The sequence below is a fragment of the Desulfofundulus luciae genome, from assembly GCF_030813795.1.
GTDB classification, from domain to species: Bacteria; Bacillota; Desulfotomaculia; order Desulfotomaculales; family Desulfovirgulaceae; genus Desulfofundulus; species Desulfofundulus luciae.
Genome location: NZ_JAUSUX010000007.1, coordinates 16,575 through 39,421, shown reverse-complemented (window position 1 = coordinate 39,421; position 22,847 = coordinate 16,575). Strand labels below are relative to the sequence as shown.

18 protein-coding genes and 5 tRNA genes are annotated in these 22,847 nt (G+C 55.4%); 16 read left to right on the top strand and 7 right to left on the bottom strand.

Features of this window, described 5'->3' with window-relative positions; translation table 11 throughout:
* The first annotated feature begins 136 nt into the window (after window positions 1-136).
* The 9 genes from J2Z49_RS05720 to J2Z49_RS05680 all read left to right on the top strand — a co-directional run bounded on the left by J2Z49_RS05720 (window position 137) and on the right by J2Z49_RS05680 (window position 4,890).
* On the top strand, window positions 137-457 hold the full coding sequence (locus J2Z49_RS05720) for an STAS domain-containing protein (protein ID WP_013821686.1): 321 nt from the start codon (window positions 137-139) through the stop codon (window positions 455-457).
* A 7-nt stretch (window positions 458-464) separates the two neighbouring features.
* On the top strand, window positions 465-1,190 hold the full coding sequence (locus J2Z49_RS05715) for a PP2C family protein-serine/threonine phosphatase (RefSeq protein ID WP_307400666.1): 726 nt from the start codon (window positions 465-467) through the stop codon (window positions 1,188-1,190).
* Window positions 1,180-1,491: an STAS domain-containing protein gene (locus J2Z49_RS05710; RefSeq protein ID WP_307400663.1), complete on the top strand. Its 312-nt coding sequence runs from the start codon at window positions 1,180-1,182 to the stop codon at window positions 1,489-1,491. Before J2Z49_RS05715 ends, J2Z49_RS05710 begins: the two co-directional genes overlap by 11 nt.
* Before the next feature lie 167 nt (window positions 1,492-1,658).
* Entirely contained in the window at window positions 1,659-3,389 is a 1,731-nt protein-coding gene (locus tag J2Z49_RS05705; RefSeq protein WP_307400660.1) for a DUF342 domain-containing protein, read from the top strand.
* Window positions 3,390-3,879: 490 nt separating this feature from the next.
* On the top strand, window positions 3,880-4,347 hold the full coding sequence (locus tag J2Z49_RS05700) for a GNAT family N-acetyltransferase (RefSeq protein WP_307400657.1): 468 nt from the start codon (window positions 3,880-3,882) through the stop codon (window positions 4,345-4,347).
* 139 nt (window positions 4,348-4,486) lie between these two features.
* Window positions 4,487-4,563 (top strand) — tRNA-His (locus tag J2Z49_RS05695).
* Window positions 4,564-4,566: 3 nt separating this feature from the next.
* Window positions 4,567-4,641 (top strand) — tRNA-Gln (locus J2Z49_RS05690).
* Between the two features lie 81 nt (window positions 4,642-4,722).
* Window positions 4,723-4,798, top strand: a tRNA-Lys gene (locus tag J2Z49_RS05685).
* 8 nt (window positions 4,799-4,806) lie between these two features.
* Window positions 4,807-4,890: transfer RNA gene (locus tag J2Z49_RS05680), tRNA-Leu, on the top strand.
* 187 nt (window positions 4,891-5,077) lie between these two features.
* On the opposite strand, the gene J2Z49_RS05675 is transcribed toward J2Z49_RS05680, so the two are convergent.
* From J2Z49_RS05675 to polA, 6 genes are all read right to left on the bottom strand, one after another.
* Window positions 5,078-5,836 carry a response regulator gene (locus tag J2Z49_RS05675; RefSeq protein ID WP_307400654.1) on the bottom strand — a complete coding sequence of 253 codons (759 nt, stop codon included), beginning with the start codon at window positions 5,834-5,836 and terminating at the stop codon, window positions 5,078-5,080.
* A gap of 334 nt (window positions 5,837-6,170) precedes the next feature.
* Window positions 6,171-7,169, bottom strand: a complete 999-nt coding sequence (locus J2Z49_RS05670) for an ADP-ribosylglycohydrolase family protein (protein ID WP_307400651.1) — start codon at window positions 7,167-7,169, stop codon at window positions 6,171-6,173.
* A gap of 5 nt (window positions 7,170-7,174) precedes the next feature.
* Window positions 7,175-7,744, bottom strand: a complete 570-nt coding sequence (locus tag J2Z49_RS05665) for a lytic transglycosylase domain-containing protein (RefSeq protein ID WP_307400649.1) — start codon at window positions 7,742-7,744, stop codon at window positions 7,175-7,177.
* 108 nt (window positions 7,745-7,852) lie between these two features.
* Window positions 7,853-8,500, bottom strand: coding sequence for a sporulation membrane protein YtaF (gene ytaF, locus J2Z49_RS05660; protein ID WP_307400646.1), 648 nt, complete (start codon window positions 8,498-8,500; stop codon window positions 7,853-7,855).
* Window positions 8,501-8,583: 83 nt separating this feature from the next.
* Window positions 8,584-9,408, bottom strand: a complete 825-nt coding sequence (gene mutM / locus J2Z49_RS05655) for a DNA-formamidopyrimidine glycosylase (RefSeq protein ID WP_307400644.1) — start codon at window positions 9,406-9,408, stop codon at window positions 8,584-8,586.
* 11 nt (window positions 9,409-9,419) lie between these two features.
* Window positions 9,420-12,086 (bottom strand): DNA polymerase I, encoded by a 2,667-nt coding sequence (polA, locus tag J2Z49_RS05650; protein WP_307400643.1) that lies wholly within the window; start codon window positions 12,084-12,086, stop codon window positions 9,420-9,422.
* A 201-nt stretch (window positions 12,087-12,287) separates the two neighbouring features.
* Here polA and J2Z49_RS05645 point away from each other — a divergent pair, with 201 nt between their 5' ends.
* The 7 genes from J2Z49_RS05645 to J2Z49_RS05615 all read left to right on the top strand — a co-directional run bounded on the left by J2Z49_RS05645 (window position 12,288) and on the right by J2Z49_RS05615 (window position 22,225).
* Window positions 12,288-13,772: a S41 family peptidase gene (locus J2Z49_RS05645; RefSeq protein ID WP_307400640.1), complete on the top strand. Its 1,485-nt coding sequence runs from the start codon at window positions 12,288-12,290 to the stop codon at window positions 13,770-13,772.
* Between the two features lie 99 nt (window positions 13,773-13,871).
* Window positions 13,872-15,371 (top strand): antitoxin Xre/MbcA/ParS toxin-binding domain-containing protein, encoded by a 1,500-nt coding sequence (locus tag J2Z49_RS05640; RefSeq protein WP_307400637.1) that lies wholly within the window; start codon window positions 13,872-13,874, stop codon window positions 15,369-15,371.
* 79 nt (window positions 15,372-15,450) lie between these two features.
* Window positions 15,451-16,062 (top strand): DedA family protein, encoded by a 612-nt coding sequence (locus J2Z49_RS05635; protein ID WP_307400634.1) that lies wholly within the window; start codon window positions 15,451-15,453, stop codon window positions 16,060-16,062.
* A gap of 172 nt (window positions 16,063-16,234) precedes the next feature.
* A complete protein-coding gene (locus J2Z49_RS05630; RefSeq protein WP_307400632.1) occupies window positions 16,235-17,377 on the top strand; it encodes a D-alanyl-D-alanine carboxypeptidase family protein in 1,143 nt (380 codons plus the stop codon).
* A 57-nt stretch (window positions 17,378-17,434) separates the two neighbouring features.
* Window positions 17,435-17,509 (top strand) — tRNA-Val (locus J2Z49_RS05625).
* 320 nt (window positions 17,510-17,829) lie between these two features.
* Window positions 17,830-19,962: an HD domain-containing phosphohydrolase gene (locus J2Z49_RS05620; protein WP_307400629.1), complete on the top strand. Its 2,133-nt coding sequence runs from the start codon at window positions 17,830-17,832 to the stop codon at window positions 19,960-19,962.
* Between the two features lie 376 nt (window positions 19,963-20,338).
* Entirely contained in the window at window positions 20,339-22,225 is a 1,887-nt protein-coding gene (locus tag J2Z49_RS05615; protein WP_307400626.1) for a methyl-accepting chemotaxis protein, read from the top strand.
* 56 nt (window positions 22,226-22,281) lie between these two features.
* Here J2Z49_RS05615 and J2Z49_RS05610 read toward each other — a convergent pair whose 3' ends face one another.
* The gene (locus J2Z49_RS05610; RefSeq protein ID WP_307400624.1) at window positions 22,282-22,569 is read right to left on the bottom strand and encodes a hypothetical protein; all 288 of its coding nucleotides are present in this window, start codon (window positions 22,567-22,569) and stop codon (window positions 22,282-22,284) included.
* Window positions 22,570-22,847 lie beyond the last annotated feature (278 nt).

Genomic DNA, 22,847 nt, shown 5'->3' with positions numbered 1-22,847 from the left:
CCCTGGGGTGTGGATTTACCCTGATGCTCTACTATGCGGACCACCTCTACCTTAATACAGGACCGTCAGGTACCGCCCTGGCCCTGGACTTCGGCATTAAAACCGGACAAGACCAATGAAAGAGGGGGTGATTTTGTTGCTGAAAGTAGATGTTTACGTTGACCGGGGGGTGTGCCGGCTGGTGCTGAACGGTGAATTGGACGTGGAAACGGTAGCGCAGTTGCAAGAAGTTGTTGGGAAAGTGGGAGAACACACGCTGGAAGTTGACCTGTCGGGCGTTTCTTTCGTTGATTCCACCGGTTTGAAAAGTTTGCTGGACATTAGCAACGACTGGCGGCAAAAAGGGGGCCAGATGCTGATTTTGAGGCCGCAACCTGATGTGGCGGAGGTGATGCGGCTGGTAGGGTTGGACAGGCTCCTGGCGCAAAACACCGCTCCGGGCGGAGAAGAGAGGTAGGAGCAGGATGGGAGAAGTGATTACAGTGAATGGAAAAATACTAAGAGCTTACGGGTTGGAAGTTAGTGGGTGTAGCCTGCCTGCCGAACAGGTCGGGGGGGATTTTTTTGAGTTTATTTCCTGCGACGAGAGAACCGTGTTTGCCGTCATCGGAGACGTAATGGGTAAAGGATTCCATGCGGCCCGGCTGATGGAAACAATCCGCCATATGCTCCGGGAGTGTATCAGGATTAATCCCCATCCTCTGGAGGTGGTGCGCCGGTTAAACAGGGTGGGAGGGGATGAACTGCGGAAATGCGGGGCTTTTGCCACCCTATGCCTGCTGTGTTACGACGGGATAGCTGGACGCCTCTCCTGTGTCAATGCAGGGCACCACCCTCCCCTCCTTCTATCTGACGGCAAGGTGAAAGTGGCCCGGTGCCGGGGAGTCGCCCTGGGCCTGCTGGAAGATTACCTCGGGTCAGGGGTGGAGGAATTTTTTCTTGCCGACGGAGATGCGGTGGTGCTGTATACCGATGGACTTGTGGAGGCCTGTGGCCCGGGCGAGCAAAGGTACGGGCAGGAACGATTGAAGAAGATAGTTCGCCTTCAGAATGGTGCTGATGCAGACAGGATGAAACAAAACATTTTATCAGACCTGGAGACATTTACCCGCGGTTTTTCCCAAAAGGATGACGTGACACTGGTTGTTATGAAGGTGACGGGAAAGGGAGGTGAAAGGGGTGGAGATTAGAGTCCGGCAAAAGAAAGGGATGGTAATCCTGGAGGTGGAAGGCGAACTGGATTTCAGCAACGTGGAGCAGTTGCAACAGGAAATTCAGCGACGGACGGAAGAAGTGGTGGAGATAGATCTGCAGGGACTTCGGTTCATAGACTCTTCCGGGGTGGGAATGCTCCTGAGTCAGGTCAGACACCTGTACAAGCAGGGGCGTACCTTGAGAATTGTTCGTATCCCCGATTTTATTCGAGAAGACCTGGAAGTAATAGGTTTTTTTCAAGTACTGGAAGCTCTTAAGACAAATCCCAGCGCTTAGCAGGAGGTGGGTTCCTTATGAAATATGAAGAGACTATCCGGGGCTCCCCCGCAGCAACAGCGAGTACAGTGGACAATGCTTTTCCGGATGGAGAATCGGTGGGTCCATATGCTTTTGTGAAACAGGGGCGCCTTGTTGTATGGCACCGACCGGAGGGACCTTACCCGGTGGTGGTACCTTGTCCGGGGGTAAGGCTGATTGTTAACGGCCGGGAGTGCACTCAACCCACCCCCGTATCCATGAAGGATACGGTGCGGGTGGAAACGGTGGAAGAGCGTAGAGAAGGGAGCTGGTCTGTATCCGTTTCTTCCGATGGTCTACAAGCGATATTGCGAACGCGCCCTGCGGTGGTAGTTCATCGGGAACTGCCGGATCTCCCGCCTGCCAGGGTACTGCAACTGAAGGTAGTGGAACGGGAAGAACGTTTTCCACCACTCACTAAGGACGAACTATTGCGGGAGTTGTCCCGGTTGGGGATTAACCATGGCGTAGACTGGGAAGCATGTTCTCGCGGTGTTGCATCCTGTGTTGAAGAGGAGGTGGTTATCGCCCGGGGTATTCCTGCAGAACCGGGAAAAGACGGCCGGGTAGAATTGCTTTTTTCCTCTATTTCCAAGGTGCCGGTACTGGCGGAGGAAGACGAAGCGGTGGATTTCCGGGAACGCTATGTTTTTACGTCGGTAGAGGCGGGAGACGTCCTGGCTGTCAAACACCCGCCTGAGCCGGGTCGTCCCGGCACCAGCGTCAAGGGTGAGGTAATTGTGCCGCCGTCGCCCCGGGACTTCATCCTTTCGGTAGGCGAAGGAGCGGTGCTTACCAGGGATGGTGAACGGGCCGTAGCGGCCCGGGCTGGACGTCCTGTGGCTTCCCGCTGGCGCGACCTGGTGAGAGTAAGCGTATTGCCTGAACTGGTGCATGCTGGTGACGTAGATCTTGCTTCAGGTAACATTGTCTTTAAAGGAGATATCCTGATTGCTGGAAATGTGGCAGAAGGGATGGTGGTAGAAGCGGGCGGGAATGTCAGGGTGGGAGGGTTGGTCTCCGGCGCGAGGGTTCAAGCCACGGGGTCCGTCGTAATCAGGATGAATATCCTGTCATCGGTGGTAATCGCAGGAGGAGTTCCTGCTTTCCTGCAAGGAATGTTACCACAGGTTCATACCCTGGCGACCGGTTTGCAAGAGATGACCATGGCTATCCGGCAGTTACTGGGTCACCCGGCGTTCAAGCAGGGCGATCTTAAAGGCGGTATCGGCCCCCTGGTAAGGTTGCTGCTGGAGGGGAAGTTTCACCACCTTCCCGCTACCGCCAGTACCTTCAAGAAACAGGTTAAAAACATGCCTCCGGGAATGGTCGCTGAAGGCCTGGAAGAGTTTGTCCGGGAAGTCGAACGGGCGCTGGTTCGTTCCCCTCTGGCCGTGCGTGACCTCCAGGAGCTCGAAACATTGGCCAGGCGAGCCGGGGAATGGGAACAGGCCTTTGCGTCCCCGCCGTCTGCAGAAAGTGATGTGGTGGCGTCAAGCATCCACAATTCTACCGTTATAGCTACCGGCGATGTCCGGGTGGTGGGGAGTGGTTGTTATAATTCCCGGATCCATGCTGGTAAGAAGGTGACTGTATCCGGGGTCTTTCGCGGTGGCGAGATACAGGCTGGCGGGGATGTGCATGTGGGAGAGCTGGGGTCCAGGGGTGGGGCCACCACAAGGGTGGTGACTGGCCCGGCAGCCGTGGTTACCGTGGGATGTGCTTTTGAGAACGCTTCTATAGTGGTGGGAGGTCTGGTTTATCGTTTTAACAGGGAGGAAAAAGGCATCCGCCTCTGGTTGGATAAAGAAGGGAACCTCAGGTCCAAAGGAATTCCAGCTTGGGAAATTGCGGATCTGCCGCAAAACCGTCGCTGATTCTGCTGGATTCCATTAGCAGAAAGCCGGGCGCCATTTTTCTGCGCCCGGCCTGAAGGTTTTTACTGGGCCTGATAGGGGAAGAAGCCCTTGCCGAAGAACAGCAGGATCAGAATCAAGAAGAGAATGAAGGAGAAGTGGCCGTAGTAGTAGTAGCCGGGATCAGGAGCCATATATTTGCCTCCTTTCTATTCTGGTATGTTGTTGGTTTCAATAATAGGGTATGAACGAAGCCTGAAAAAGGTGCAGGGCTTTAGATAAAGTTGGAAATTGGTTCCAACCACTTGATTAATGGATAGGATGGGGATTCCAAAAGCTCAGTACCGTGGTATAATTAAGATTGGTATAATAAATTAAAGAGAGGAAAAGCTCCGCGGGACACACGGTCACGCCGGCAACCCGCACGGAGCGCTCATGAGGTGGTGGGGGTTCCTTGATATCGCAGGGGGAGTATCATTTTTATCTTTACTTTCCGGAAGGGGCAGAGCAAATGGGTGCCTATTTTGCCAGCCGCCTGCCGGGGGTAGGAAAGGTACCGTGGTTTATTTGTGAAACTCTTTCCTGTTTGTTTGATGACCTGGGAGAGATTAATCCCGACTATCCCGGTTTTAAAAAGATGTCAGAGCATTTTGTCCTCTCCATGTTCGGCAGCGATGGCCAGCCGGTGGGGTTCTGCGTATTTATCCCGGAACGATTGGACTTAATTCAAATTGATATTATACTGATTAAAAAAGAATTGCGGGAAAGGGGATTGGGCAGGTTACTGCTGGGTTACCTGGAGCAGGCGTTGGAACAGGGTACTGTTTTATATGTCAGACAGGTAACTAACACAGGCAGGAAATTTTTCACCAGTTGTGGATTTGCTCGAGATGTGCAACTATTTAAAGTATTAAGTCACAATAATCGTTTGCTCAAAGAAAAAACCAGCTATACCCCGGCCGTTTATGCCTGCGTATAATTGGGCGGTATCCGTTACTACCATAAATTAACACCAAAATCTCCTTGACTTTTGGGAATTGGATTGTTATAATAACAAATGCTGACGGAGCAGGGGCACACCGTGAAAAAGGTGTCGTTCCTGTGCGCAGCAGCATGTGGTGGATGTAGCTCAGTTGGTTAGAGCACCAGGTTGTGGCCCTGGGGGTCGTGGGTTCGAGTCCCATCTTCCACCCCACGCTGGGGCGTAGCCAAGCGGTAAGGCAGCGGGCTTTGGACCCGCCATTCGTTGGTTCGAATCCAGCCGCCCCAGCCAAACAAGACAGTAGTAGTTGGTCGCAGGAGGCAGTTATTGCTGCCAGCGGCCAACTATAATTTTATATTTACGGAATTAAGTGGGCCATTAGCTCAGCTGGTAGAGCACCTGACTTTTAATCAGGGAGTCGGAGGTTCGAGTCCTCCATGGCTCACCAGTTTTTATGCGGGCGTGGCGGAATGGCAGACGCGCCGGACTTAGGATCCGGTGGGGCAACCCGTGGGAGTTCAAGTCTCCCCGCCCGCACCAAAAACAGAAAAATTAAGGCCCTGCGATCCTGGGATCAAATACCACCGGATACGGGAAAAGTCTAGTCCGGTGGTATTAAAAAGGCACGCAAGCCACACCGGATTCAGCCTCCTTCGGTTACCACTTACATAAAAACCTGGGTAGCGAAGGAGGCTTGTTTTTTATGGCGAAGGGAAAAGTTTAATTGCTAGCTTCTTGAAATCGCGGTTTGGGCGTACCCGAACAATTCTTTGCCGTTCCCGCCGTTTTCCGGGTAAACCGCCAGGCCAAAGCGCCACCCTTTTTCAGCCACCCATTCCTGCAGCTTTTTTATTACGGTGGCTGCTCCTTCCTTATCTGTTAAAGGAAGTACCAGCGCCAGGAGGTTATCATCAAGCATCAGCACCTCGTCAATTTCACGCAGCTTTTTCTGTAGAATCCTCTTTACACTTGCTGTGTTGAACCTGCCGGCTGCTGTTCTCTGCGCCAGTACCAGGGAGAATTTTGAATTTCCTCTCTTGGCGCGGTTAATTTCTAATCTAAGCATCCTTTCTAAAATTTCACGGGGGTCTTCGCTGCGTCCAATAAGCTTTTCTACCCGCTGCAGCAATTGTTCGGAACTGAAGGGCTTGCAAAGGTATTCGATGGCGCCAACCTGGATGGCCTGCTTAACCGTGGATATCTTTGCTTCAACAGTCATAATCATCACCGGAACATAACGGTAATGCGGGATAGCTTTTATTTTTTCTATAGTGGTCAGGCCATCGATACCGGGCAGGTTAATGTCTATAATAACAAGATCAAATGGATCAAGCCTTTCCCTTATTTTGACCAGGGCTTCTTCCCCGCTGGCCGCCTCTGTTACTTCATAACCGTTATTTTCTAAAAGCCTCCTGGAATAAAACCTGGTTAACGTAGAGTCTTCCACCAGAAGTATCGATCCTTTGCTGCGGCTCAAAAACCCCACCCCATCTCACTCCTGTAAGTCCAGATTAAATAACAGGGCCTTTTTTCTACATCAAAACAAAAAATTCCTGCATTAGAAAATATAGATCCTGTCCTCCGGGCCTGTTCCGGAGGAAGTTCACATTTTACGGCGAAAGACTGATAGAGGTGTCAGGGGATTATCTTACTTACATTATCCAGCGATCCGGTGAAATTGGTGGAAAATTAAAGCAACTGGGATATACCTATGTAACTCTCGATATACAGGGTTTCCGGAGCGGGAGCATGAATGAGGCTTTAAACCAGTGGAGCCCACTTTAATCCAGTAACATCATTAGTTTTTAAAGAGCCACCGCTCAGTTCCAGCAGGTGGGCCAGGCCCGGGAATAATCTGCCGGGGCGGCGGGGTCCGGGTTATGCTCGCGGCTTTTGATCAGCTGATAAAACCCTTCTATCACTTCATCCAGTGGTTCGGTGTTCTTGAGCGCCTTCAGCCATCTATGGGGGATGGCCTCAAAGCCGTAATGGATTCCGGCCAGGCCGCCGGTTACCGTACCGGCGGTATCCGTATCATCCCCCCGGTTGACTACCGTAATAAGGGCATCTTCAAAACTTTCCGTATTCAAAAAGCACTGCAGCGCTGCGGCCAGGGTATCCAGGGCGCTGCCCCGGGGGACAACCTCCGGCGCACCCTTCTGGATGTGGCGGATAATATACCAGAAAAATTTGCTCGGCTTAATGCCTGTCTGGTTGCAGTATTGATCCGTCAGGTGCAGGGCACGGGTTACTGCTTCCCGCCGGTTTACATGCCGTTGGGACCCCAGCAGGTAGATCAGCAGGTTGTAAAACAGGCAGCAGGCAGCGCCCTCCTGGCTGTAATGGGTCATGTAAGCTATTTCCACCGACCATTTGGCCATGGCCGAAAGGTTGTGCCAGTAACCGAAGCTCACCGGCAGGGTGCGCATCAGCCCTCCATTGGAGTCGAGCTTGTTCAGGGCCTGGGCGGTAAGGCGGGAGGCTTCCTGCCAGTTGCCCGTGCGCAGGAAATTACGGAAGGACATTAAAGTGGTGTTGCCGATGTCCTTGGGCCTGGACTGGTACCAGCGGATGAAGCCGCGCCCGATTTCTCCAATGGGGGAGACGGGGTTGGCCAGGATGCCCCGGGCTACCGCCAGGGTCATCTGGGTATCATCGGTATATTCCCCGGGTTCTAAATTCAGCCAACCGCCGCCGACCATATCCTTCAGGACGCCGTACTTTTCGCGGATTTCGTCGGCACTCATCAGTTCCACCGGGCCGCCCAGGGCATCCCCCACTGCGGCACCGTAAAAGGCTCCCTTAATTGTGTTTTTCACCGCAGTCACCTCCCGTAAAGATAACGGTAAACCTGGTAGTTCCAGAGCACTTTACGGACAAACTCCCTGGTTTCGGCAAAAGGGATCTGGTCCAGTTTGCTTTTTTCACCTGTCCAGTGCTGCTGTTCCAGCCATTTTTGCACGTTTCCCTGCCCGCCGTTATAGGCAGCCAGAACCAGGATGGTGTCCCGGTTAAAAGTCCGGTACAGGTCGGCTAAATACCAGGTGCCAATGCGGATATTGAATTCCGGATCATACAGCAGGTCCGGGTGGTAGCAGGACAGGCCCATTTTTTTAGCCGCCCAGGTTCCCGTTTCCGGCATTACCTGCATCAACCCCCGGGCGCCCCGGCGGGATGTGGCCCGGGGATTAAAGTTGCTCTCGGTTTTAATCACCGCCGCTACCAGGTAAGGATCCAGCCCGCGGCCGGCGGCATACTCCATTACCGTTTCCCGGTAAGGGAAGGGGTAGATGAGCCGGCCCAGGTGATCGATGTTCAGGATGGCCAGCAACGATAAGATGAAGAAAAACAACCGTACCTTGAAGCCTTTACTCCTCTTCAGGTGTAAAGACAAGCAGTCATCACTCCAGCAAATAAAAAATTAAAAATAGTCCCCTGATTTCCCTTATTATGTACAAGCAATTCGCTCCTGCAGGGCTGGGTTCCTGCATGCGGCCCTACCTTACCGTAATTTGAATAACCCCAGCAGGATTAAAATGCAGCCGGGCAGGGCGGAGAACTGGCGGCCAAGAGCGGTGGCACCAAACCCCCGGCCGGCCAGCAGCCCCGCATATGTAGTGATTATAAGTCCGGTACCAACTAAAAGGGCGGTAAGCATCAGGTCCAAACCCAGCATGGAAAAGGCAAAGCCGGCTCCGAAGGCGTCCAGGGCCAGGCCAAGGCCCAGCAAAATGGCCTCCCCGGCGGAGATTACGCCCGAGCGGTCCAGGTCGGCCCGGTGGGGTTCCCGCAGCACCTGGACCATTACCGCCAGGGAGCGGATCCGTATTTGAAACACCGTATGGGGCTCTTCTTCGTATGCAGGGGGTTTAACTCTTTTATTTCCTTCCCTGAGAGCCTGAAACATTGTCCAAAGACCAATGAGTATTAAGATGACCCCACCCAGGCGCCGGGCAAAGCTTACCGGGATCGCCTGGGCCACCAGGTTGCCCGCGATCATGGAAAGGCTGATGGCCGTCACCGACATGAGGCTGATGATCAGTACGGAAGAGAAGGGCAACCTGATACCCTTTACCCCGTAGGCTACCCCGGTGCCGAAGGCGTCCATATTCAGGGCGAGAGCAAAAATGATGATGGTGAATAATTCCACTGACCAGTCCCTCCCGGGAGGTTTTAAAAGTCTTCTAACATTTGTATGGGAGGACTGGTCGAATCGTGATTGTGAAGCCCCGGTTACTTCTGGCATCCGGGGCAGAAGTAGGTGCTGCGGCCGCCGAGGCGCAGGCGTTCGATGGGTTTGCCGCACTGCATGCAAGGCCGGCCGCTTTTGCCGTAAACCCTTAGTTTTTCTTGAAAGGTACCGGGCCGTCCCGTGCCGTCCACATAGTCCCTCACGCTGGTACCCCGGCCGGCAATCCCTTCTTCCAGCACCGCCCGGATGGCCCGGAAAAGGGCCTGTGCTTCCCCGGTGGTGAGGGTGTTTGCCGGTCTTGAGGGGTGCAGACCCGCTCGGTGGAGCACTTCATCTACGTAAATGTTTCCCAGACCGGAAATGAATGTCTGATCCAGCAAAAGGGGTTTTAAACGGGTGCGCCGCGCCTTTAATTCCTTCTCCAGAAATTCTATGGTAAATTCCCGGCTTAAAGGCTCCACTCCCAGGTCTTTCAGGCCGCCGACGGCCTGCAGATCCTTTTCCGGCACAAGCCAGAAGCGGCCGAACTGGCGCATATCGGTAAAGCGCAGCTGGTGGCCGTTGTTCAGGTGAAAAATCAGGTGGGTGTGTTTGGACCGGGGCTCATCCGTGACGGTGTAGACCAGTCGCCCTGTCATGCGCAGGTGGACGACCAGCACCAGCCCCCGGGAAAGGGAGATTAAAAGGTACTTGCCCCGGCGGCCCACGTCCAGGAATGTTTTGTCCACCACCTGACGGCAGAATTCCTCCGGTGACGGCATCTGGATGATTTTAGGAAGATAGATGTCCGCCCTGCAGATGGTGAGGCCAGGCAATTTTTCCTGCAGGGTGCGCTTGACCGTTTCTACCTCCGGTAATTCGGGCATGGACCTCGCTCCTAAATTTTCTTCACCTCGTACCAGTTTGGCCCCAGCTTCATGTCTACCACCAGCGGGACATCCAGCACCAGGGCGTTTTCCATGTGCCGGCGGACCAGTTCGGAAACCTCCGGCAGCTCCCCGGCGGGCATGTCGAAAATCAATTCGTCGTGCACCTGAAGGATCATCCTGGTGGCCAGTCCCCGCTCCTTTAATTCCCGGTGAATGCGCACCATGGCCAGCTTGATGATGTCGGCAGCGCTGCCCTGAATGGGTGTATTGATGGCGGTACGCTCGCCAAACATGCGCACGTTGCGGTTGGCGCTAAAGAGATCCGGCAGGTAGCGGCGCCGGTTTAAAAGGGTGGTTACGTAACCTTTCTCCCGGGCCTGCTGGATGGTCCGCTCTATAAAGGCCTTTACTCCCGCGTAACGGGCAAAGTAGTTTTCGATGTATAGCCGGGCCTCCTGGCGGGAGACATTGATGTCCCGGGCCAGGCCATAATCACTGATGCCGTAGACAATCCCAAAATTAACTGCCTTTGCCCGGCCCCGCATGTCGGCCGTTACTTCGGTGATGGCCACGCCGAAAACCTCGGCGGCCGTCCGGGCGTGGATGTCCTGGCCCTGGCGGAAGGCTTCCAGCAGGTTGGGATCCCCGGACATGTGGGCCAGAATCCGCAGCTCGATCTGGGAGTAGTCGGCGGTGAGGATCAGGTTTCCCTCCCGGCGGGGGATGAAAACCCTCCTGATTTTGCGTCCTTCCTCCATGCGGATGGGGATGTTTTGCAAGTTGGGGTCGGAGCTGGAAAGCCGTCCGGTAGCCGTTACCGTCTGGTGGAAGGTGGTGTGCAGCCGGCCCGTTTCGGGATTGATCAGGGCGGCCAGACCGTCGACGTAGGTGGATTTTAATTTCACCAGCTGGCGGTATTCCAGCAATAAAGGAATAATGGGATGGGCGTTGGCCAGTTCCTCCAGCACGGAGGCATCGGTGGAATAGCTCGTTTTGGTTTTTTTGATCACGGGCAATTCCAGCTTTTCAAAAAGGATGTAGCCCAGTTGGCGGGTGGAGTTGATGTTGAACTGTTCCCCGGCCAGACGGTAAATCTTTTCCGCTAAAGTGGCGATCTTTATCTCCAGTTCCCCGGACATTTCCTCCAGGTATTGTCCATCCACGGCTACCCCGGTCATTTCCATGTCGGCCAGGACGGCTACCAGGGGCAGCTCCACTTCGTAATACAGCCTTTCCATTTCCGCCAGGCGCAACTTTTCGGCTAGCAGTTCCGACAGGCGCCAGATGACGTCGGCCCGGGCCGCCAGGGCTTCCTCGCCCCGGGTGGGCAGGACAACTTTTAAATGTTCCAGGGCCAGGTCCGCCAGTTCCTGGTTGGCCGAGGCGGGATTGAGCAGGTAAGCCGCCACCATGGTATCAAAGGCCATGTTGTTCAGGGCGAGGCCGTGCTTTTGTAAAAGCCAGAGGGCGCTCTTGCCGTCATGGAGGAATTTTTCTATTTCGGGGTCGCGGACAATTCCGGCCAGGGCGTCCAGGGCTGCCGGGCCGGTGCTAGGGTCCCCCGGGTCCAGATAAAAAATTGAGAGATAAGGTGCTTTGGGATTGTCCTGGGGAGTTTTTAAGGCCAGGGCAGCCGCCCCTATGCCGTCCTGGCGGCTCCCACTCAGAGCTATGGCTACCCGGCCTGCGCGCCGGCACAGTTCCACCAAACGGGACAACTCTTCCCGGCCGGTGAGGTGCCGGAAGGTTACCCGGTAGGTTTCCACCTCCCGGCCAGGTTGCCTTCCCTCATCCTCTTCCTTTTGTCCCAGCTCCTGCCTGATGGCCCGGATTAAGGTTTTAAATTCCAGCCTGCTGAAAAGGGCCAGCAACTGATTGTAATCCGGCCCCGGCCAGCGAAAGGCGTCCAGGTCAATCTCCAGGGGTACCTCCCGCTCAATGGTGGCCAGTCGTTTGGAGAGCAAGGCCTGCTCCTGGTGCTGGCGTATTTTGTCCCGGTGGCGGCCGGGCAGGGTGTCGATTTGGGACACCACTTCTTCCAGGCTGCCGTATTCCTTAAGTAAGGCTTTAGCCGTTTTGGGACCAATTCCCGGTACCCCGGGAATATTGTCGGAAGGATCTCCAACCAGTCCCTTATAATCGGGAAACTGTGCCGGGGTAATACCAAAACGTTCCCACACCCGGCCTTCAGTGTATTCCTCCAGTTCACTGATTCCCTTGCGGGTGAGGAACACCCTGGTCAGGGGTGAAACCAGCTGCAGGGTATCCTGGTCACCGGTAACGATAATGCTGGAAATTCCCGCCTGCTCCGCCCGGCCGGCCAGCGTACCGATTAGATCATCAGCCTCGTATCCCTCACATTCCAGCACGGGGATGTTCATGGCCGCTAAAACTTCTTTGATCAGGGGAAACTGGGGGCGCAATTCATCGGGGGTAGCAGGACGGTGGGCCTTGTAGTCCTCATAATGATCGTGGCGGAAGGTAACCCTCCCCTTATCAAAGCAAACGGCTACCAGGTCAGGTTTGACTTCTTTGAGGACTTTAAAAAGCATATTGGTAAAACCGTAGACGGCATTGGTTGCTACCCCTAGACTGGTTGCCAGGTGGGGTATGGCATGAAAAGCCCGGTGAACCAGGCTGTTGCCGTCCAGGATTAGAAACGTGCTTGCCTGCAAAATCACGCACCTGCCTTTTTTTAATTATTTCACCGTGTAAATCTGCAATACCTTCCGCATAAAAATGTTGGTAATAAAAATGTTGATAAATTTAAACCCGCCCCTGTTTCTTTCGGAGGTTCCGGCAGGAAATTAACCAGGGCAGGGCGAATTACAACTTGAATTACAACTTATGGATCTTAAACTTTGGGGTGAGCCGGTTTGCAAACAAGAATAATCTTTCTGGTGGTGGCTTTATTATTTTTTCTGCCTGTTTTTCCTGCCGGTGCGGGTGAGGAGCTGGAACGGGGAACTGCTGCGGTAGCAGAGGTAATGGATTATGTTTACCATTACCACGTTGCCCGTCCCGATGTGGACCGGCTGGTGAACGGGGCCATTGATGGCCTTTTAAGCAGCCTGGGTGACCCTTATACGGAATATTTTACAGCCGAAGACCTTGATAATTTTACCAATTCCCTGGAAGGAAATTTCGCGGGAATAGGCGTGGAACTGGAAGGATGGCCCCCTTACCCACAGGTGGCCAGGGTACTGGGTGATTCACCGGCTTACCGGGCCGGAATCAGGGAAAAAGACCTGATTATCCGGGTGAATGGGGAAGATACCGCCGGGTTGACCCTTTCCCAGGTGGTGGAGAAAATTCGCGGCCCTGCCGGTTCCCGGGTGCAGCTGACCATTCGCCGCGGGGGGGTTCCCGATTTCGATGTGGAACTGGTGCGGGAACAAGTGAGCAGTCCCTCGGTTGAATGGGAGGTGCTTCCTGGAAATATCGGCTACGTTAGAGTGCATGTTTTTAGTTCCAGGACGGCTGAGGAATTTGGTGTCCTGATGCAGGAATTCCTGGCCAGGGGAATCAAGGGAATGATCCTTGACCTGCGCAACGATCCGGGGGGATACCTGCATGCTGCCGCTGATCTGGCCGGTTATTTCTTGCCGGCCGGTAAGGTGGTAGTCACCACGGTGGACCGGAATGGCCAGAAGGAAGTTTATTATACCGCCGGTAAAACCCCTGCCCTTGATCTGCCCCTGGTGGTCATGGTCAACGACATGAGCGCCAGTTCCGCCGAAGTTGTGGCCGCGGCGTTGCAGGACTACCGGCGGGCGGTGCTGGTGGGCGACCGTACCTTCGGTAAGGGGGTTGTCCAGGCCATCATTCCCCTGGAAACGGGAGGTGCACTGAAATTAACCATTGCCCGTTGTCTGACTCCAGCAGGCAGGTCAATTGATGGCCGCGGCGTCGAGCCCGACCGGTGGGTTTCCACGCCATCCCTGCAACTGGTGGCTGCCCGGCAGGAATTGCAGCCCCGGTTACCGCGTACCGTATTATTTAATCTATCGGGTACAGGTGTCTTCGTTAACGGGGAAAAAATAAGCGATCATTTATCACCCCTGATTCAGGCCGGGGAAACCTGCGTTCCCCTGCGATTTACCCTGGAGGCTCTGGGGTTCAGCGTCCACTGGCAGCACGAAGGACATAAGGTTTTGGCCCGTGCCGGTGACCGGGAGCTTGTTCTGGACGTAGACATGAAAACGGCCGTAATCGGGGGACAAAAAGTGGGGTTAGGATCTCTCATGATCCGGGGGGAAAGCATATACCTGCCGGTTTCCCTTTTTTCCCGGTTGGGAGTGGAAGTCGAACGGGAGGGGGAACAACTAAAACTGGAATTATTGCCGGTTAAGCAGGAATAATGTCGCCCGTGTTGAATCACTTAGAATAAACTAAAATAAACAAGAAGGATTGTATAACCCGCGGGCCGGGTTCGCTGCCGGTGAAGGAGGTGTTTAGGAATGGGTGACTATCTTTGCCCTTGCGGGAGCGGGAAGTCTTATCGTAGCTGCTGTGGTATGAGGGAAAAGGTAATTTTTCTGGAACAGTACAGGTGGCGGCGTGCCGGTCAGGAGTTGCGCCGCAAACTGGGTGAATTTGCCGATAGCCAGTGCTTTGCCCGGGAAGTGGTTAAGGCGCAGGAAAAGTACCTCAATTGTCTTGACCCGGAACTGGTTGACCGCAATGACGAATTTACCATGGAAAGATGCTTTGAATGGTTTATCTTCGATTACGTCCTTCCCGACGGGTTGACCATCATTGAAACTTTCCGGCAGAATCCCGATCTCTCCGAAAGGGAGCAGGCCTTACTGGCAGACTGGGCCGCGGCGAGGATTTCCCTTTATGAAGTGCTAAAGGTTCTGCCCCGTAGAGGAGTTGTATTACGGGATCTCCTTCAGAAAAGAGAATTAAAGGTACATGATATAAATGCGGCTGCCGAGCTTCAACCGGGGACTATCCTGCTTATGCGGGTATTAAAGGTGGGAGATGAGTACGAGTTTTCTACCAGCGGCCTTGCTTTACCTGGTTTCTGCAAGGATATCCTGCTGAAAAAGCTGCGCCGGGACCTGCGGTTTTATGCCCGGAAACGGAATGCTTCCACCAGGCAGGTGCTGGGTGACTACCTGCGGGAACGTTCCCACATCATCAACGCCATCGTGGTGGAGATGGGGTTTAATTATACCCTGCCTCATTTAATTGATGAAAGTGAGGAAGATGGGTATATTCCGCCGGTCAACGATGCCCTGTTTGACAGGATTTCGGCCCGGATTGCCCAGCAGATAACCGAAGCCGTGCTGGATGAATATTATGACCGCTGGATCGATAAGCCTGTTCCGGCCCTGGAAGGGAAAACTCCCCGGGAGGCCTGCCGGACTGCCGAAGGCAGGGCCAGGCTGGAAGAGTTATTTCGCGAACTGGAACTGGTGGAAACCAGCCGGGAATTAAAGGGAGAGCCCCATTACGACCTGCAGAAGCTGCGCCGCAAGCTGGGGCTTTTGCCGGCCGGTGGAAATGCGGGACAGGATGTCCTGGAACGGGAGAACTTTAAAAAGCCCGAGGATTACCAGTGGCCGACGGTAACCCACGCCGATGTGGCCCGGGGTGTGATGGAAGACCTCCGGGTGAGAGGTTACGGGCCGGGCCAGGTCCAGGGGGCACTGCATCTGTGGCACGACTACTGTTCCAAGGTGCAGCCCTCCTTTCGCAAGCCCGAGCTGTGGGTGGCCACGGTGATATATGCCATGGCCCGCCTGGAGTGCGACCACCGAATCAGCCAGCACGAGCTGGCCAGGCAATACGGGGTGGCCCCCTCGAGCATCTCGGCCAATTTCCGGGCCATGTGCCGGGCGCTGGATCTCGTGGCCTTCGACAAGCGCTATTCCACACGCAAGTCGCCCCTCGCCGGGCTGGAAGAAGCTGATCCGCTTCTGGCCCAGATACTCGAGAACCTCAAGCTATAACCCTGGTTGGGATACTTGATATTGCTAGGAAAAAGGGCGGGCTAAGCACCCGCCCTTTTTCGGGCGGAGGGATTGCCGGTTGGGTTATCTTTCTTACCTGCTGGAAATTGTTGTTGAATGGGTGGTTGGTTTTATTTCCGACCTGGGGTACTGGGGGATTGCCATTGGCATGGCTATTGAGAGTGCCAATATACCCCTGCCCAGCGAGGTCATTCTCCCCTTTGGCGGCTACCTGGTATCCACAGGCCGGTTGGATTTCTTCTGGGCGGCAATGGCCGGTACCATTGGCGGTACCGTGGGGTCGATCATTTCTTATTTTATCGGTCTGTGGGGTGGACGCCCTTTTTTACTGCGTTACGGGCGCTACATCGGGATTTCCCACAAACACTTCGAACTGGCAGAAAGATGGTTTCATCGCTATGGTGAGGCAACGGTATTCTTCACCCGGCTGATGCCTGTTGTGCGTACCTTTATTTCCCTGCCGGCAGGAATCTCCGGCATGAACTTTCCCCGTTTTGTCATTTACACCTTTTTAGGTTCCTTGCCCTGGTCCTTTTTTCTCACCTACCTGGGTTTAAAAATGGGCCAGCACTGGCAGGATCTGAAATACTGGTTTCACCGCCTGGACCTGGTGGTGGCCCTTGGGCTGCTTGTGCTTGTGGTCTACCTGTGGCGCAAAAGGAAAAGATAAGCCGGATTTTGCCCGGCTGACGGGCAACGAGTCTTTTTACAACCAGCCTTTTCCTGCGGCTGGTTTTTTTTGTTTTCATAAAGCGCCCGGCAGGCGAGGAAAAATAAAGGGGTGAAAGGAAGGGGTCGCTTTGAAACGGAAAACAGGTGAAAAAACTGGCGGCGGGCCGCTTATGAAAACCTCAGCCGTCATCCGGTATTCTGCCTTCATTTTAAGCCTGACATTGTTCCTGTCTGGCGCTTTGCTTTTGTCCTTCCCTGCGCCTGCAGGAGCCGTCCCGCCTTCTGTTACTGCGGATGCTGCCGTGCTCATGGATACGCGCACAGGGCGGATTTTCTACGATAAAAACGGCTTACAAAGGCGTGAGCCGGCCAGCCTGACCAAGATCATGACGGCTATCATTGCCCTGGAGTACGGCCGTTTAAACGACGTGGTAACCGTAAGCCGCAATGCCGCAGCCGTGGGTACGGGTTCCGTGCTGGACCTGCGCGCCGGCGAAAAAATTACCCTGGAAAACCTGCTCAAGGCGGCCCTGATCATGTCGGCCAACGACAGCACCGTAGCCATCGCCGAACATGTGGCCGGCTCGGAAGAGGACTTTATCAGGATGATGAATGCCAAGGCACTGGTCCTGGGGGCCCTGCACACCCGCTTTGCCAACACCAACGGTTACCATGATCCCCAGCATTACAGTTGCGCCCGCGACCTGGCCGTGATTACCCGTTACGCCCTGCAAAACCCCCTTTTTAACCGGATGGTACGTACCCGGGAAACTACCGTCAGCTTCTGCGATTCCAATCGTAAAGAAACCATTTTCAACACCAACCGCCTTTTGCGCGAAGGCAGTTACCCGGGCATTGACGGGGTAAAGACTGGCTCCACCCCCCGGGCCGGTAATTGCCTGATTGCATCGGCCACCAGGGGCGACCGCCGGTTTATTGCGGTGGTGCTCCACAGTGCCAACCGCTACCGGGATGCCGTCACCCTTCTGGAGTATGGTTTTAACGAAGTGGCGCGGGTGACCCTGGCTGCTGGAGGGGAAGAGGTGGCCCGGCTACCCGTTGCCAGCGGCCTGGCCGGTACAGTACCCGTTGTTGTTGCCGCTCCCGTGGAGGTTGACCTGGCCCGCGACCAGCTTTCCCGGGTGCAAAGGGAAGTGAAGATGGTGCCATCTCTTACCGCCCCCGTTCGGGCCGGACAAAGGGTGGGGGAGGTAGTCTTTCGCTTAAAGGATGAGGAACTGGCCCGGTCGACCCTGGTGACTGCCAGGGACGTGCCGAAAAAAGGCCTTTTTGCCCGCTGGCGAAAGTCGTAGTACCCCTTGACAACCTCCCCGGTTTACGTCATAATATAAGGTGTTATAACCGCATGTGGGCGGGTAGTTCAGTGGGAGAACGTCTGCTTGACGCGCAGAAGGTCGTAGGTTCAATTCCTACCCCGCCCACCAGGAAAATCAAGTATCGTCGGCCCATCATTCGCCTTCCTGAACGGAAGGTTTTTCTTTTGCCTTCAGGAAGGCCGCCCGGGGCCTGACCTCAGAACGGGACAAAATTTGCGACAGGAAAGCAACTTTTTCGTTTTAGAGAAGGATTCCACGCCGGGAAGTAGAAAGAAAATCCAAAAGTACCGATGGTACGGAACCGTCTCACAGAAAGGCTGTAGAAGAACCGGCTATTAGACAAGCAAAACTGCCGTACAGCAAACAGGAGTTCTCGGGCAGGTGTTGTAAGCAGGATATTTCGTCGATTTCGTGGAAAGGGGAAGCTGATGCAGCTCTACGGAGAACTAAAATATTTACAAAAACTTCAAGAAACCATGAGCCGGGCTTTGGGACTGTCGGCCCTGATCGCTTACCCGGACGGGCGCCTGCTTACCGAAATCACCAACCTGTGCTCTTTCTGTGCTTTGATAAACAACAACCCGGAAGGAAAGGCCAGGTGTGCGGCTTCGCGGGCAGCCACGGTCAGAGCCGCCGCGAGCGCAGGGAAGGCGGTTACCCACACCTGTCATGCCGGCCTGGTGCACCTGGCAACGCCTTTAAATGTGGCGGGGGAGCTGGCGGCGGTGCTGATGGGCGGCAGTGTGGCGCTGCAGGAGCTTGCAAAAGAAGCAGTGCTGCAACTAGCCCGGGAAACGGGCATTGGCCACGAAGAGCTTCTGGCGGCGGCCATAAAGGTACCAGTCTGGAGTGAAGAGCGGCTCTCGGCTGCCACGGGGATGATGCAGGCAGTGGCGGAGACCGTAGCCCGGCTCCTGTACACCGGGCAAGAACTCCAGAAGAAGGTGAACGAACTTACAGCCCTTTTTGAGTTCAGTAAAACTGTTTCCAGCAGCCTGGAGGTGGCCGAAGCAGCCCGGCAGGGGCTGGAGGCGGTGCTGGGGCTGACCGGGGCCGCCGGCGGCTCGGTGCTTATGCTGGACGAGGCGGAGCCAGGGGCGGCAACCGCCGAAGTGGCGGCCGCTCTGGAGCCGGACAACGGGCCGGGGATTATTCCCGCAGGGGAAATAATAGCCGCGGTCGGGCGGGAAGCTGCCGCCGCGCACTTTGACGATGAAAAAAACGCAGCCGAAGGAAAGCGACCGGCAGTGGCGGTACCTCTTACAGTCGGAGGCAGGGTGACGGGGGTGCTCACCCTGGCGGGCAGGCCGGGAGGGCAGCACTTCACCGGGGAGGAAACTGTTTTCCTGACCACCCTGGGCACCGCTCTGGGCCTGGCGCTGGAGAACGCCCGGCTTTTCCGGAGGGTTCAGGAAAGGGCGGCCATGCTGGAACGGCTGCTCGAGGTAGGACAGGTGGTGTCGGGCAGTTTCGATGCAGACCGGATCATTGAAGCCGCTCTGGGTGGCGTGCGGGATGTGCTGGGCGCCCGGTGGTGTGTGCTGCGGCTGCTTGACGAGAGTACCGGCGACCTGGTGCTCAGGGGTAATGTGGGCATGAGCCCGGGGTTGCAGGTGGAGACGGGCCGTATCCGGCCGGACGGCAATTTGCTGGGCGAGGTGCTCCAAAAGGGGGAGCCTGTGGTCGTGGAGGACCTGGCCGATGCCGTGACGAGTACGCGCCTCCCCTACTCCGTGCCCGAGGTGCGGGCGCTGGTTGTCGTGCCGGTGAAAGCGGGTGGAAAGACCCTGGGCACTTTAAAGATCTATTCTCCCGTGCCGCGGCGCTGGTCGGAAGAGGAAGTCGAATATCTGGTCATCATTGCCTCTCAACTGGGCCTGGCGCTGGAAAACGCCCGCCTGTATTCCTCGCTGCGGAAATATTACCTGAATGTCGTGCAAGCACTGGCGGCTGCCCTGGAGGCCAGGGACGCTTACACCAGGGGTCACTCCTTGAGGGTTGCAAAGCTGGCGCGTTTGTGTGCCCGCCTGATGGGACTCGGTGCCGAAGAACAGGAGCAGGTGTACATGGCCGGGCTCCTGCACGACATCGGCAAAATTGGCGTCTGCGAGAACATTCTTCTCAAGCCGGGTCCCCTCACTCCGGAAGAAAGGAAAGAAATGCAGGGTCACCCCGAAGTGGGGGCCAGGATTCTGGAACCTGCCGGGTTCCCCGGCGGGGTTACGGCAGCCGTGCGGCACCACCACGAAGACTACGGCGGCGGGGGTTACCCGGACGGGCTTTCAGGAGAAGAAATTCCGCTCCTGGCGCGCATAATCCGCGTGACCGACGCATACGACGCCATGACCTCCGCCAGGCCCTACAGGAAAGCACTTACCCCGGACCAGGCGTTCAATGAACTGAAGCGGTGCGCGGGCAGTCAGTTTGACCCCCGGGTAGTGGAGGCTTTCCTGCGAATCCCCGGGGACGAAATGGTAAATATTGACGGGGGGGGGGGGGGGATAGCAACTCTTCTGGCTATTCTGGGAGAAATTTTCTTTTTGTTCAAGCAGGTGCGGTGACGGCCGCGGTCCGCTCCGGATGAAAAACCTCCGGGGGAAGATTGTACCTTTTTCTTCCTGTAGCGGTTGTAGCCTGTTTCCCGGGTTTGGCTTTTTCGTCCGGCAGGCGGTCAAGACTTTGCGAGGCGTCTGCTATGGCAAGAGTGCGGCTCAAGAGGCGGATTTCTTTTTCCCTGCCCGGGAACACCGAAGCCCGGTTTGTCCACCGTGCGGACCGAAGGCAGACTGTTCAAAGTGGGCACCATGGCAGTAGTAGTTCCACTATTCCGGCTTTTTTAAAAGCTGTACCTCATGGAATGATGCGATTATTTCTGTTAGTGTGGGGGCACCCTGCCACCTGAATTAGGATTCAGAATAAGGAAGGGTTGAAGCAGGTATGGAGGGAAAATTTACGGGAAGGCTGCAAATCAGGATGACTCTTTTATTCGGGTTGATAGTCCTCATCGGGTGCCTGGTGCTGGCGTTTATAAGCGAAAAACGCGCCGGGAGTGCCGTGGAGAGCGAAGCCAGGGATGCCATGCTGAAACTGGCCAGGCAGGCCGCCGAAACCGTGGACAGCCGTGTTCAGGCGCGGATTTACATTCTGGAGACCATAGCCAACCGCAACGTTATCCGCGGTATTCAGGGTGACCGTGAGTCAACGCTGGATGAAAAGTTAAAAGCCCTGTCCAGTGAGCAAAAAAGGGTGGAAGGTCTGGGCTTCAAGCAATTTGGTATTGCGGACAGGGAAGGAAATGCCCTTTTCTCCAATGGAAGTAAGGTTAACATCGCAGACCGTGATTACTTCCGCGCCGCCCTGACGGGTAAAACGGTAGTCTCCAGCACCATTATCAGCGGGATTGACAACACAGTGGTAATTGCCTATGCCACGCCCGTACGCCACTATTCTACCAATGAAATAACCGGCGTCTTGGTAGGTGTGGTGGACGGGGCGAGGTTCAGCGAGCTGGTCGGAAACATCACCTACGCCCGCTCTGGATACGCCTTTGCTGTTGACGGCACCGGTAAGATCATTGCTCATAAGGACTTTGAGAAGGTCAGAGCCCAGGAGAACATTTTGGAGCAGGCCAAATCCGACCAGTCTCTGGGGACCCTGGCGGCAGCAGTCTCCAAAATGGCCAGGGGAGAGGAAGGTGTGGCGGATTACACACTTCGGAACCAGGGGTACATAATAGCCTATGCTCCAGTCAAGAGCACCGGCTGGTCTATAGCGGTCACCGCACCAAGGTCTGAAGTGCTGCAGAGGGCGGCAGGGCTGAGATGGTCCATGCTGGTTGCGTCCCTCATAATAATCCTGGTCACCCTGGTCCTGACCTTTATAATAGCCAGGGCTATTACTGCCTCCCTGCTTTCAGGTCTCAGGAAAGACGCTGAAACCCTGGCGAAAAATTCTGAGACCTTAAGCGCAGCGTCCGAAGAGATTGCCTCTTCTTCCGGAGAGGTGGCCAGGGCCATCCAGCAGGTGGCAGCCGGGGCCTCGGACCAGGCGGGTCACCTGCAGGAAATAGTCAAACTTATGGAGGACATAACCTCCAGCCTGGATAAAGTCTACACTGAGCTCGGCCACGTCAAAACAAACAGTGAACAAACTTCCAGGCTGGCAGATGTGGGCAAGAAAGAGCTGGATATACTGGTTGCATCCATCAAGAACGTGCGCGAATCCTTCCAGTTAGTTGCTGAGAGATTGAAAGGCTTGAGCGGTTCCGTCGACCAGATTAGCGAAATCCTGGAAGTGATCAATGCAATAACGGACCAGACAAATCTCCTGGCGTTGAATGCAGCCATTGAGGCGGCACGTGCAGGGGATGCCGGCCGCGGCTTTGCAGTAGTAGCGGAAGAGGTTCGCAAACTGGCCGAAGAGTCACGGGCGTCTTCTAACAAGATAAGGGTTTTGCTGGACACAATAACCTCGGCAACCGGTGAAGTTGTCAATACTTCAGAGGAAGTGAGCAAGCAGGTAGCTGATCAGCTGGAAAAGGTTGAGAACACAGTTAAGTCCTTCGACGACATACTCGATTCGGTGGCTGCCATTACGCCCATGATCGAGGAAACTTATCTCCAGATGGATAACACTGTGAAGGCTAAGGACATCGTGCTTGAACGGGTCCAGAATGCAAGCGCAGTGTCGGAAGAAACTTCGGCTTCCGCAGAAGAGATTGCGGCCACAGCCGAGGAACTGTCGGCTTCCACCCAGGAGATAGCCTCCGCAGCTCAGGAGGTCCTGGCGGTGGCCAAACGGCTGGAGGAACAGGTCAAGGTATAGGGATAGTGTTGGTGTAGTGATGGTGGGCTGACCGGAAGTGCACCCCCGGTCAGCCCTTAAAAGTGCCGGGCGGTAGCCAGCCGGCAACCGGGGGTGCGGTGCCGGACCGGCCGGAAGCGGTGGTGGAGAACTACCTGGCGGCCGCCGGGCACAGCGAATACAAGAGAGCGGCGTGGTACCTGGAACACCCGAAGGCGCTCGTCTGGCCGGCAGTTGGCGCACTTGAGGCCACTTTCGGTGCCCAAGTCCCGCCGGACGTGGTGCGTGTGACAAACATTGCCGCGGGACCGGCGTTCGCGGTTAGCCACCGTGGCGACGAGGTAGGCTGCCTGGCGCGTACCCACGTGGCCCCCGGGAAGGAGGCGCACCGATGGGGCGTCGAGCAGGAGGGGAACTGGCAGTTTGCCTTTTATCTGTTTACTGAATTTGCAAAGCTGTATCTAGAAAAATCTAGTGTGGGAGGAACGGTGGCACTTTGGTCTGGTAGTTGTCCTGCAAATGGTATTGACCGTACGGTTGGACGAGGAAGTAGAAAAATGATGATAGTGGATGTAGCCAGCATAGTTAGATACATGCGAATTTTTTCACGGTTCTATGGTATCACTGAAAGCAGCAGAGGGGT